Annotated in this window: 9 protein-coding genes and 1 riboswitch; of the genes, 8 read left to right on the top strand and 1 reads right to left on the bottom strand. The window is 72.0% G+C overall.

What is annotated here, in order from left to right:
• The first annotated feature begins 10 nt into the window (after nucleotides 1–10).
• Complete coding sequence (locus QMK30_RS09280; protein WP_283516715.1) at nucleotides 11–235, top strand: hypothetical protein; 225 nt, start codon at nucleotides 11–13, stop codon at nucleotides 233–235.
• Nucleotides 236–243: 8 nt separating this feature from the next.
• Here QMK30_RS09280 and QMK30_RS09275 read toward each other — a convergent pair whose 3' ends face one another.
• Nucleotides 244–423 (bottom strand): hypothetical protein, encoded by a 180-nt coding sequence (locus QMK30_RS09275; protein ID WP_283516714.1) that lies wholly within the window; start codon nucleotides 421–423, stop codon nucleotides 244–246.
• A 96-nt stretch (nucleotides 424–519) separates the two neighbouring features.
• Nucleotides 520–720: riboswitch (cobalamin riboswitch) on the top strand.
• A 56-nt stretch (nucleotides 721–776) separates the two neighbouring features.
• Here QMK30_RS09275 and QMK30_RS09270 point away from each other — a divergent pair.
• From QMK30_RS09270 to cobI, 7 genes are read left to right on the top strand one after another with little or no spacing between them, the layout of a single operon-like run.
• On the top strand, nucleotides 777–1763 hold the full coding sequence (locus tag QMK30_RS09270; RefSeq protein WP_283516713.1) for a cobalamin biosynthesis protein: 987 nt from the start codon (nucleotides 777–779) through the stop codon (nucleotides 1761–1763).
• An 8-nt stretch (nucleotides 1764–1771) separates the two neighbouring features.
• Nucleotides 1772–3304, top strand: a complete 1533-nt coding sequence (locus QMK30_RS09265) for a cobyric acid synthase (RefSeq protein WP_283516795.1) — start codon at nucleotides 1772–1774, stop codon at nucleotides 3302–3304.
• Nucleotides 3301–6981, top strand: a complete 3681-nt coding sequence (gene cobN, locus QMK30_RS09260; protein WP_283516712.1) for a cobaltochelatase subunit CobN — start codon at nucleotides 3301–3303, stop codon at nucleotides 6979–6981. Before QMK30_RS09265 ends, cobN begins: the two co-directional genes overlap by 4 nt.
• Nucleotides 6978–9056 carry a putative cobaltochelatase gene (locus QMK30_RS09255; protein WP_283516711.1) on the top strand — a complete coding sequence of 693 codons (2079 nt, stop codon included), beginning with the start codon at nucleotides 6978–6980 and terminating at the stop codon, nucleotides 9054–9056. Before cobN ends, QMK30_RS09255 begins: the two co-directional genes overlap by 4 nt.
• Complete coding sequence (gene cobO, locus QMK30_RS09250; protein ID WP_283516710.1) at nucleotides 9056–9655, top strand: cob(I)yrinic acid a,c-diamide adenosyltransferase; 600 nt, start codon at nucleotides 9056–9058, stop codon at nucleotides 9653–9655. Before QMK30_RS09255 ends, cobO begins: the two co-directional genes overlap by 1 nt.
• On the top strand, nucleotides 9649–11013 hold the full coding sequence (locus tag QMK30_RS09245; protein WP_283516709.1) for a cobyrinic acid a,c-diamide synthase CobB: 1365 nt from the start codon (nucleotides 9649–9651) through the stop codon (nucleotides 11011–11013). Before cobO ends, QMK30_RS09245 begins: the two co-directional genes overlap by 7 nt.
• Nucleotides 11010–11762, top strand: coding sequence for a precorrin-2 C(20)-methyltransferase (cobI, locus tag QMK30_RS09240; RefSeq protein WP_283516708.1), 753 nt, complete (start codon nucleotides 11010–11012; stop codon nucleotides 11760–11762). Before QMK30_RS09245 ends, cobI begins: the two co-directional genes overlap by 4 nt.
• Nucleotides 11763–11777 lie beyond the last annotated feature (15 nt).

Raw genomic sequence — 11777 nt, 5'->3', positions numbered from 1 at the left:
ACGAATCAGCATGAAAATCGACTGGGTAGCCCTCGGCACCGTATTTGGCGTGAGCCTTGTCGTCACCGTCGCGCTCGTGGGTCTGTTCACCCTCGGCATCGTCGGCCTGTCCAAGCAGGAAGCGGCCTCCGCGCAGGGCGGCGGAGCCGCCTCGCTGGCCCGCACCGGCGCGTACGCGTGCTTCGCGCTGTGCGCGGGCGCCGTGGCCTACGGGATCTATCTGATCGTCGCCTGACATCAGCTTCACCACGGACCGGCGGGGACCTGCTGTGGGTGAAGCACGCCGCAGGCTCCCTTGCCATCCGTGACGACCACGCGCTCCTGGCGCGCTACCAGGAGTGCTTCGCTCAGCTCATCTACCTCGCGGTCGGCGATCAGGCCGCGATCGATCCGATCGACCGGATCGCCGAGGGGATTCTCCATTTTCAGGCTAGAGCGAACGTAACCGGTCGGCCAGACGCAAACCGGCCTCATGTGTGCCCCAACACACTCTTACGTCGCAGGTCAACAGCAAGTTGACGGGTGTTCGCAAGCCATGGTGGACTGCCGGAGCCACTTACGGCAGCAAAAGAGGAAGCCGGTGTGAATCCGGCACGGTCCCGCCACTGTGACCTGGGAGAGATCCAGGAAGCCAGGAACTCTCGCCGCCGGTCACGTTGAAGTCGAACCAGGGCGTGGACACCCTGAGTGAGGACATATCGCCATGCGCGGCTGCCTGTTGCCGGTTCCTGTGAGTTGTACCGGGCTCCTTCGAGGCGCGTCGGGCCGCTGAAGCCATGCGTGCCGAGCGTGTATTCGCCTACGGCGTCGCTGCTGGACTCGTCGCCGACCTGTACTTCGGCGATCCTCGCCGTGGGCATCCGGTCGCCGCGTTCGGGCGGGCCGCGGGCGCCGTCGAGGCTGCTCTGTGGTGTGACCACCGCGGGTGGGGCGCGCTGCACACCCTGGTGTGCGCCGGGGGCGCGACGGGGGCCGCCGCGCTGGCCGCGCACGCCGTGCGCCACCGCCCCGCCGCGGCCGTGGCGCTGACCGCCACCGCCACCTGGGCCGTCCTCGGGGGAACTTCCCTCGGCCGTGAGGCGCGCGCCATCGGCTGCGCCCTGGAGGCCGGGGACATCGACGTGGCCCGCGAGCGCCTCCCCCATCTGTGCGGGCGCGACCCCCGGTCACTGGACTCCGCGCAGATCGCCCGCGCCGTCGTCGAGTCCGTCGCCGAGAACACCTCGGACGCGGTGGTCGGCGCACTCGTCTGGGGCGCGCTGGGCGGCGTACCCGGCCTGGTGTGCTTCCGTGCCGTGAACACGCTGGACGCCATGGTGGGCCACAAGTCGGCCAAGTACCTTCGGTACGGATGGGCCTCCGCGCGCCTCGACGACGTGATGGGCCGGCCAGGAGCCCGGCTGACCGCCGCCCTCGCCGCGCTGGTCGGCGACGACACCCGGGGTGCGGTACGGGCCTGGCGCGCGGACGCGTCGAAGCACCCCAGCCCCAACGCGGGCCCGGTCGAGGCCTCCTTCGCGGGGGCCCTCGGTGTACGGCTCGGCGGCACGCTCTCGTACGCCGGACGGGTCGAGCACCGGCCCGTGCTCAACGCCACCGGCCGGCCCGTCGGCGCCGGGGACATCGAGCGGGCGGCCCGGCTGTCCCGGCGGGTCGGCGCGCTGGCCCTGGCGACGGCCGTCGCGGGGCGTCTCGCCTTCGGTGCGCTGCGCGCCGCCGACCGCAGGAGCAGCAGGATCCGTAACCCGAAGGGACACGCATGAAGGACCAGTTGGGGAGCGGTCTGCTCGTCGCGGGGACCACATCCGACGCCGGTAAGAGCGTCGTGACCGCCGGGATCTGCCGGTGGCTCGTACGCAAGGGCGTGAAGGTCGCCCCCTTCAAGGCGCAGAACATGTCGCTGAACTCCTTTGTCACCCGCGAGGGCGCGGAGATCGGCCGGGCCCAGGCCATGCAGGCCCAGGCGGCCCGCGTCGAGCCGACGGCGCTCATGAACCCGGTGCTGCTCAAGCCCGGCAGCGACCACTCCAGCCAGGTCGTCCTGCTGGGGAAGGCGGTGGGCGAGATGAGTGCGCGCGGTTACCACGGGGGCAGACAGGAATCGCTGCTCGGTGTCGTGACGGACTGCCTGAAGGAATTGCGCGGCACGTACGACGCGGTGATCTGCGAAGGCGCGGGCAGTCCCGCCGAGATCAATCTGCGGCGTACCGACATCGTCAACATGGGCATCGCACGGGCCGCGCAGTTCCCCGTGGTCGTTGTCGGTGACATCGACCGGGGCGGTGTCTTCGCCTCCTTCTTCGGTACGACGGCGCTGCTGTCCCCCGAGGACCAGAAACTGGTCGCCGGCTACCTGATCAACAAGTTCCGCGGCGATGTGTCCCTCCTCGAACCCGGCCTCGACATGCTGGAGGGGCTGACGGGACGGCGCACCTACGGCGTGCTGCCGTTCACCCACGGCCTGGGCATCGACGAGGAGGACGGACTGCGCGTCTCGATGCGTGGCGCCGTACGCGAGTCCGTCGTCGCGCCGCCCGTCGGCGATGACGTCCTGCGCGTCGCCGTGTGCGCCGTGCCCCTCATGTCGAACTTCACCGACGCGGACGCGCTGGCCGCCGAACCGGGCGTCGTCGTGCGGTTCGTGGACCGGGCCGAAGAGCTCGTCGACGCCGATCTGGTGATCGTGCCGGGGACGCGCGGTACGGTGCGCGCCCTGCAGTGGCTGCGCGAGCGCGGGCTCGCCGACGCGCTGGTCCGGCGGGCCGCCGAGGGGCGCCCCGTCCTCGGCATCTGCGGCGGCTACCAGCTCCTCGGCCGCCACATCGAGGACCACGTCGAATCCCGCGCGGGATCCGTCGACGGCCTGGGGCTGCTCCCGCTGCGGGTGCGGTTCGCCGTCGAGAAGACCCTCGCGCGGCCCGTCGGCATCGCGCTGGGCGAGCCCGTCGAGGGCTACGAGATCCACCACGGCGTCGCCGAAGTGCTCGGCGGCGAAGGGTTCCTCACCGATGACCGGGGGCATGCCTTGGACGGCTGCCGGGCCGGCGCGGTCTGGGGCACCCACTGGCACGGGTCGTTGGAGAGCGACGCCTTCCGGCGCGCGTTCCTGCGCGAAGTGGCCACCGCGGCCGGGCGACGCTTCGTACCGGCACCCGACACCTCCTTCGATGCGCTGCGCGAGGAGCAGCTCGACCGCCTCGGAGACCTCATCGAAGAACACGCGGACACGGACGCGCTGCTGCGGCTGATCGAGTCGGGCGCGCCGGCAGGACTTCCCTTTATCGCACCTGGAGCGCCCGCATGAGCACCGTGCTGTTGTTGTCCACCGCCGATACGGATCTGCTGGCGGCACGCGCCTCCGGCGCCCCGTATCGGATCGGCAACCCGACCCGTATCGACGCGGCCACCGAGCTGCCCGCGCTGATCGAGGGCGCCTCGGTGGCCGTCGTACGGCTGCTCGGCGGGAAGCGGGCCTGGGAGGACGGGCTCGCCGTCCTCAAGTCGTCCGGCGTACCAACGGTCCTGCTCGGCGGGGAGGCCGTGCCGGACGCCGAGTTGATGGCCGAGTCGACCGTGCACGCGGGCGCCGTCGCGGAGGCGCTGCGCTACCTCGTCGAGGGCGGTACGGGCAACCTGACCGAGCTGGCCGCGTTTCTCACCCAGGACGTCCTCCTCGGCGGGCACGGGCGCGCCGAGGACGCGCCGCAGCGGCGCAGCGCGGAGCCGATGAAGATGCCCGAGTGGGGTGTGCACGGCACGCGGGCGTGGGTCGAGGGCCGGCCTGCCATCGGGGTGCTCTTCTACCGGGCGCACGAACTGTCCGGGAACACCTCCTTCGTCGACGTACTGTGCGAGCAGATCGAGGCACAGGGGGCCAACGCCCTTCCGGTGTACTGCGGTTCGCTGCGCAGCGCCGACCCCGAGCTGTACGAGGTGCTCGGCAGGACCGATGCCCTGGTCGCCACCGTCCTCGCGGCGGGCGGCACCCGGGCCAGTGACGCCTCGGCCGGCGGTGACGACGAGGCGTGGGACATCGGTGCGCTCGCCGACCTCGACGTGCCGGTGCTCCAGGGGCTCTGTCTGACGTCCTCACGCGCGACGTGGGACGCGTCGGACGCCGCGCTGTCGCCGATGGACGCCGCCATGCAGGTCGCCATCCCCGAGTTCGACGGCCGGCTCATCACCGTGCCGTTCTCCTTCAAGGAGCAGGGCGAGGGCGACGTACCGGTGTACGTCGCGGACCCCGAGCGGGCCGCCCGGGTCGCCGGGATCGCCGTACGGCACGCCAAACTGGCCCACAAGCCGAACGCGGACAAGAAGCTCGCGATCGTCTTCACCGCCTACCCGACCAAGCACTCCCGCGTCGGCAACGCGGTCGGCCTCGACACACCGGCCTCGGCGATCCGGGTGCTCGACGCCCTGCGCGACGCCGGTTACGGCGTGGACGGGCATCCCGACAACGGTGACGAGCTGATCCACCGGCTCATCAGCGCCGGCGGTCACGACGTGGAGTGGCTGACCGAGGAGCAGCTCGCGGCCGCCCCCGCGCGCGTGCCGCTCGCCGACTACCAGCAGTGGTTCGACAACCTTCAGCCGGAGCTGCGCGACGGCATGCTGGAGCACTGGGGCGAGGCGCCGGGCCAGTTGTACATCGACGGGGACGACATCGTCCTGGCGTCGCTGCAGTTCGGTAATGTCGTCGTGATGATCCAGCCGCCGCGCGGCTTCGGCGAGAACCCGATCGCGATCTACCACGACCCCGACATGCCGCCCTCGCACCACTACATGGCGGCGTACCGGTGGCTGGAAAACTCCTTTGGTGCCGACGCGATCGTGCACATGGGCAAGCACGGCACGATGGAGTGGCTGCCCGGCAAGGGCCTCGGTCTGTCGTCCGGCTGCGGGCCCGATGCCGTGCTGGGCGATCTGCCGCTGATCTACCCGTTCATCGTCAACGACCCGGGCGAGGGCACCCAGGCCAAGCGCCGCGGCCACGCCACGGTCGTCGACCATCTGGTGCCGCCGATGGCGCGCGCGGACACCTACGGGGACCTAGCCAAGCTTGAGCAACTGCTCGACGAGTACGCCCTGGTCAACGACCTCGACCCGACGAAGGCGCCGGCCGTGCGGGCGCAGATCTGGACGCTGGTGACGGCGGCCCAGCTGCACCACGACCTGCATCTCGAAGAGCAGCCCGACGACGACGACTTCGACGCGTTCGTCATGCACGTCGACGGCTATCTGTGCGAGATCAAGGACGTGCAGATCCGTGACGGTCTGCACATCCTGGGCGGCGGCCCGGAGGCCGAGGCCAGGGTCAACCTGGTGCTGGCCGTGCTGCGCGCCTCGCAGGTGTGGGGCGGCAAGGCCAACGCGCTGCCCGGTCTGCGGGCCTGTCTCGCCGAGCACTTCGGGCTGGTCGAGAAGGAACTGCTGGGCGAGCCCGGCGCGCCGGTGAAGGTGCCTGACGGGCTGAGTTCCCTCGTCGCGGGCCCCGCGCGATCCGGCGCCGACGCCATCGATCTCCTGGAGCAACTGTGCCGGCGGCTCGCGGAGGGCATGGAGGAGCGCGGCTGGGAGAAGTCGGCCGCGGCGCCCTTGGTGCGTGAGGTGCTCGGGTTCGAACTCCCGGACGCCGTGGCCGTGCTGGGCTTCGCGTGCGACGAGGTGGTGCCGCGGCTGGCCCGTACGACGGACGAGATCACCAACATCCTGCACGCCCTGAAGGGCGGCTACGTACCGGCAGGACCGTCCGGTTCGCCGACCCGCGGCCTGGTCAACGTCCTGCCGACGGGCCGCAACTTCTACTCCGTGGACCCCAAGGCGATTCCGTCGCGCCTGTCGTGGGAGGTCGGCCAGGCGCTGGCGGACTCGCTGGTGGCCCGCTATCTGGCCGACACCGGCGACTACCCCAAGTCGGTCGGCCTGACCGTGTGGGGCACGTCCGCGATGCGCACCCAGGGTGACGACATCGCGGAGATCCTGGCGCTGCTGGGCTGCCGCCCCGCCTGGGACGACGCCTCGCGCCGGGTCACCGGCTTCGAGATCGTGCCGCTGGAGGAGCTGGGCCGGCCTCGCATCGATGTGACCGTGCGCATCTCCGGCTTCTTCCGGGACGCCTTCCCGCACGTCATCGGCCTGATCGACGACGCGGTACGGGCCGTCGCAGAGCTGGACGAGCCGGCCGACCGCAACTTCGTCCGGGCGCACGCGGCCGAGGACGAGGCCGAGCACGGCGACCGCCGCCGCGCGACCTCGCGCATCTTCGGCTCGAAGCCCGGTGCGTACGGGGCGGGCCTGCTGCCGCTGATCGACGCCAGGAACTGGCGCAGCGACGCCGACCTGGCCGAGGTGTACGCGGTGTGGGGCGGTTACGCGTACGGGCGCGGCCTCGACGGGCGGCAGGCCCGCGGGGACATGGAGACGGCGTTCCGCCGGATCGCGGTGGCCGCGAAGAACGTCGACACGCGTGAGCACGACCTGATGGACGCGGACGACTACTTCCAGTACCACGGCGGCATGGTCGCGATGGTGCGCCATCTGACGGGCGAGTCCCCCGAGGCTTACGTCGGTGACAGCGCGACGCCCGACCAGGTGAAGACCCGCACGCTGGGCGAGGAGACGCACCGTGTGTTCCGGGCCCGGGTGGTCAACCCGCGCTGGATGGCAGCGATGCGGCGGCACGGCTACAAGGGCGCCTTCGAGATGGCGGCCACCGTCGACTACCTCTTCGGGTACGACGCGACGGCGGGTGTGGTCGACGACTGGATGTACGAGAAGTTGTCGAGCGAGTACGTCTTCGACCCCGAGAACAGCGCTTTCATGCGCAAGTCCAACCCCTGGGCCCTGCGGGGCATCACGGAGCGGCTGCTGGAGGCCGCCGAGCGCGGGCTGTGGGCGGAGCCGGACGCGCAGACGCTGGAGCGGCTTCGCGCGACGTATCTGGAACTTGAGGGCGACCTGGAGGGTGACGACGCATGAGCAACACGATTCACTACCCGTTCACCGCGATCGTCGGCATGGACGACCTGCGGCTCGGGCTGCTGCTGAACGCCGTGTCCCCTGCCGTGGGCGGTGTGCTCGTCCGTGGCGAGAAGGGCACCGCCAAGAGCACTGCCGTACGCGCCCTTTCGGCGCTCATGCCCGAGGTGCGGGTGGTCGCCGGGTGCCGGTTCTCCTGTGATCCCGCGTCGCCCGACCCGGCGTGTCCTGACGGACCGCACGAGACCACCGGCGGCGTGTCGCGCGCCGCGCGGATGGTCGAGCTGCCCGTCGGGGCCTCCGAGGACCGGCTCGTCGGGGCGCTCGACATCGAGCGGGCGCTGTCGGAGGGCGTGAAGGCCTTCGAGCCCGGCCTGTTGGCCGACGCGCATCGCGGGATCCTGTACGTCGACGAGGTCAATCTGCTGCACGACCACCTGGTCGACCTGCTGCTCGACGCCGCCGCCATGGGTGCGTCGTACGTCGAGCGCGAGGGCGTGTCGGTGCGGCACGCGGCGCGGTTCCTGCTGGTCGGGACGATGAACCCCGAAGAGGGCGAGCTGCGGCCGCAGTTGCTGGACCGGTTCGGGCTGACCGTGGAGGTCGCCGCGTCCCGGGAGACCGACCAGCGTGTGGAGGTCGTCCGCCGGCGCCTGGCGTACGAGGACGACCCCGCCGGGTTCGCCGCGAAGTGGGCGCACGAGGAGTCCGCGCTGCGGGCGCGCATCGTGGCGGCGCGCGCCCTGCTGCCCGAGGTGAGGCTGGGCGACGGCGCGTTGCGGCAGATCGCGGCGACCTGCGCGGCCTTCGAGGTCGACGGGATGCGCGCCGACATCGTGATGGCCCGTACGGCGACCACGCTGGCCGCCTGGGCCGGGCGCACGGTCGTGCTCGCCGAGGATGTGCGGCAGGCCGCGCTGCTGGCGCTGCCGCACCGGCGCAGGCGCAACCCGTTCGACGCGCCGGGGCTCGACGAGGACAAGCTCGACGACACGCTGGAGCAGAACAGCAGCCCGGACGACGACGATCCGGATCCGGACGGGCCCGGCGGGGGCGGGCAGCCGCCGCAGGGCGACGGGCCCGCTGACGGTCCTGACGGCCCGCAGGAGAGCTCGGATCAGGACGGCTTGGAGCAGGACAGCGCGCCCGAGGAGAGCGAAGCGCCCGCCGGGGGCGACTCGCCCGCACGGGCCGAGGAGGCCGAGGGCGGTGAGCCGAAGGGATCGGCGGGCGGTGGCGAGCAGCCTGCCGCGCAGGCCTCCGCGCCGTTCCGGACGAAGATGCTGAGCGTGCCCGGTCTCGGCGAGGGCGCGGCGGGGCGGCGTTCACGCGCGCGTACCGAGCACGGCAGGACCACCGGTGCCCGTCGGCCCCAAGGGGCGCTCACCAAGCTGCACTTGGCAGCGACCGTGCAGGCCGCAGCGCCGCATCAGCTGGCGCGCGGGCGCTCCGGGCGCGGCCTCGTGGTGCGCCGGGACGATCTGCGGCAGGCGAACCGGGAGGGGCGCGAGGGCAACCTCGTGCTCTTCGTGGTGGATGCCTCGGGATCGATGGCCGCGCGGCAGCGCATGAGCGCCGTGAAGGGCGCGGTCCTTTCGCTGCTGCTGGACGCTTATCAGCGGCGCGACAAGGTCGGCCTGATCACCTTCCGCGGGAAGGACGCCGAGGTGGCACTGCCCCCGACGTCGTCCGTGGAGGCCGCCGCCGCCCGTCTTGAGATCCTGCCGACGGGTGGCCGTACACCGCTGTCCGCGGGGCTGTTGAAGGCGCACGACGTGCTGCGTGTGGAGCGGCTGCGGGATCCCTCGCGCCGTCCGCTGCTGCTTGTCATCACCGACGGGCGGGCAACGGGCGGGCCCGAGCCGGTCGCGAACGCGGCCCGTGCGGCCCAGCTGCATGCCGTGGAGGGCATCGCCTCGGTGGTCGTGGACTGTGAGTCGGGTCCGGTACGGCTCGGTCTGGCCGGGGCTCTGGCCCGCGATCTCGGCGGCAGCGCCGTCACGCTCGACGAGCTGCGGGCCGACAGCATCGCCGGGCTCGTCAAGGACGTTCAAGGCTCCAGGAGGGCCGCTTAATGCCACAGGGACAGCCGTCCGTCGTTCCGAACGACGGTCTCACCACCCGCCAGCGCCGCAACCGACCACTCGTCGTCGTCCACACGGGCATCGGCAAGGGCAAGTCGACGGCCGCGTTCGGTCTGGCGCTGCGCGCCTGGAACCAGGGCTGGCCAATCGGGGTGTTCCAGTTCGTCAAGTCGGCGAAGTGGAAGGTCGGCGAGGAGAACGCGCTGAAGGTCCTCGGCGCGAGCGGCGAGGGCGGGAGCGTCGCCTGGCACAAGATGGGCGAGGGCTGGTCCTGGGTGCAGCGCGACGCGCAGCTCGACAACGAGGAGGCGGCGCGCGAGGGCTGGGAGCAGGTCAAGCGCGACCTGGCCGCCGAGACCTACCAGCTGTACGTGCTGGACGAGTTCGCGTATCCGATGCACTGGGGCTGGGTGGACACCGACGAGGTCATCCAGGTGCTGCGCGACCGCCCCGGCAACCAGCACGTCGTGATCACCGGGCGCAACGCGCCGCAGAGCCTGATCGACCACGCCGACCTGGTGACCGACATGTCGAAGGTCAAGCACCCTATGGACGCGGGCCAGAAGGGCCAGAGGGGCATCGAGTGGTAGCCAGACTCGTCATTGCCGCGCCGTGCTCAGGCAGCGGCAAGACCACCGTCGCGACGGGCCTGATGGCGGCCTTCGCGGAGCGCGGACTTGCCGTCTCCCCGCACAAGGTGGGCCCCGACTACATCGACCCGGGCTACCACGCGCTGGCGACCGGCCGTCCGGGACGCAATCTCGACGCGTACCTGTGCGGTGCGGAGCTGATCGCACCACTGTTCGCGCACGGCGCGGCAGGGTGCGACCTGGCGGTGGTCGAGGGCGTGATGGGCCTGTACGACGGCGCCGCGGGGCAGGGCGAACTGGCGTCCACCGCGCAGGTGGCGGGGCTGCTCGGCGCGCCGGTGGTGCTGGTCGTGGACGCGTCGTCGCAGTCCCGGTCGGTGGCGGCGCTGGTGCACGGTTTCGCCTCCTGGGATCCGCGGGTGCGGATCGGCGGGGTGATCCTGAACAAGGTGGGCTCCGAGCGGCACGAGCAGTTGCTGCGCGAGGCGCTGGACGAGTCGGGCGTGCCGGTGCTCGGTGCGCTGCGGCGCGTCAAGCAGGTGCGGACACCGTCGCGGCACCTGGGGCTTGTGCCGGTGGCCGAGCGGCGGGCGGAGGCCGTGGAGGCCGTGGTCGCGCTGGCCGAGCAGGTGCGGGCCGGGTGCGACCTGGAGGCGCTGCTGGCTCTGGCGCGCAGTGCGCCCGCGCTCGCGGGGGACGCGTGGGATCCGGCGGCGGTCGCGGGCAGGCCGGACGGGCCGGACGCGGAGAGAGGTCGGCGGCCTGTGGTCGCCGTCGCCGCCGGGGCCGCGTTCACGTTCTCCTACGCCGAGCACGGTGAATTGCTCGCCGCCGCAGGCGCCGAGGTGGTGCCCTTCGACCCGCTGCGGGACGAGGCGCTTCCCGAGGGGGCGCGCGGTGTTGTCGTCGGGGGCGGATTTCCTGAGGTGTACGCCCCCGAGCTGTCCGCCAACGAGCCGCTCCGCGAGGCCGTCGCCGAGCTCGCGCGCTCCGGGGCGCCCGTTGCCGCCGAGTGCGCCGGGCTGCTGTACCTCGCGCGCTCTCTGGACGGGCAGCCGATGTGCGGGGTGCTGGACGCCGAGGCGCGGATGTCGGAGGGGCTGACGCTGGGCTATCGGGAGGCGGTGGCGGTGTCGGACAGTGTGCTGGCGGCCACCGGGACGCGGCTGCGGGGGCACGAGTTCCACCGGACGGTGATCGAGCCCGGGGCGGGCGCGACCCCCGCGTGGGGCATGCATCTGCCCGAGCGCCGGGTCGAAGGTTTCGTACAGGAGGGCGTGCATGCGAGTTTCCTGCACACGCATTGGGCCGCCGAGCCCGGCATGGCCCGCAGATTCGTCGAAAGGTGTGCGGGATGAGCGGCAAGCTGACCGGAGTCGGTGTCGGGCCCGGTGACCCGGAGCTGGTGACCGTCAAGGGCGTCAACGCCCTGCGGGACGCGGCCGTGGTGGTCGTGCCCGTCATGGCCGCGCCCGATGGAACCGATGTGGGAGAGCCCGGGCGGGCCGAGGCGACGGTGCTGCACTACGTCGACGCGGCGAAGGTCGTCCGGGTGGTGTTCGCGCTCAATGAGCGCGAGGACCGGCCCCGGCGCGAGGCCGCCTGGGACGCGGCGGGCTCGCGCGTCGCCGAACTGCTGCGTGCGCACGGCATGGTGGCTTTCGCGACGATCGGCGACCCCAATGTGTACTCGACGTTCACGTATCTCGCGCAGACCATCGGCGCACTGCTGCCGGGGACGGTCATCGAGACCGTGCCGGGGATCACCGCCATGCAGGATCTCGCGGCACGCAGCGGAGCGGTGCTGGCGGAGGGTACGGAGCCACTGACGCTGGTGCCGGTGACCGCGGGTGCGGCCGTGCTCAAGGAGGCCCTGGAGGGTCCCGGCACGGTGGTGGCGTACAAGTTCGGGCGGCTGGCGGGTGAGGTGGCGACGGCGCTGCGCGAGACGGGCCGCACCGAGAGCGCCGTGTGGGGTTCGGCGCTCGGGCTGCCCGAAGAATCGATCCGCCCGGCCGCCGAGCTCACCGGGGGCGGTCCGTTGCCGTACCTCTCGACGCTCATCGCGCCGGCCAGGCGTGACGGTGGCCGCGGGGGCAAGCTGTGAGTCCCGCAGCGGGGC

The sequence above is a fragment of the Streptomyces sp. H27-C3 genome, from assembly GCF_030063415.1.
Taxonomy (GTDB): Bacteria; Actinomycetota; Actinomycetes; order Streptomycetales; family Streptomycetaceae; genus Streptomyces.
The sequence above is the reverse complement of the archived record's forward strand: the minus strand, read 5'-3'. Positions and strand labels throughout refer to the sequence as shown.

What these genes read in the sequence shown, in the direction of transcription:
- QMK30_RS09270 (WP_283516713.1), top strand. Translation starts at nt 777, where the DNA reads ATGCGTGCCGAGCGTGTATTCGCCTACGGCGTCGCTGCTGGACTCGTC.
- cobO (WP_283516710.1), top strand. Translation starts at nt 9,056, where the DNA reads ATGCCACAGGGACAGCCGTCCGTCGTTCCGAACGACGGTCTCACCACC.
- QMK30_RS09280 (WP_283516715.1), top strand. Translation starts at nt 11, where the DNA reads ATGAAAATCGACTGGGTAGCCCTCGGCACCGTATTTGGCGTGAGCCTT.
- cobN (WP_283516712.1), top strand. Translation starts at nt 3,301, where the DNA reads ATGAGCACCGTGCTGTTGTTGTCCACCGCCGATACGGATCTGCTGGCG.
- QMK30_RS09255 (WP_283516711.1), top strand. Translation starts at nt 6,978, where the DNA reads ATGAGCAACACGATTCACTACCCGTTCACCGCGATCGTCGGCATGGAC.
- QMK30_RS09275 (WP_283516714.1), bottom strand. Translation starts at nt 423, where the DNA reads ATGGAGAATCCCCTCGGCGATCCGGTCGATCGGATCGATCGCGGCCTG.
- cobI (WP_283516708.1), top strand. Translation starts at nt 11,010, where the DNA reads ATGAGCGGCAAGCTGACCGGAGTCGGTGTCGGGCCCGGTGACCCGGAG.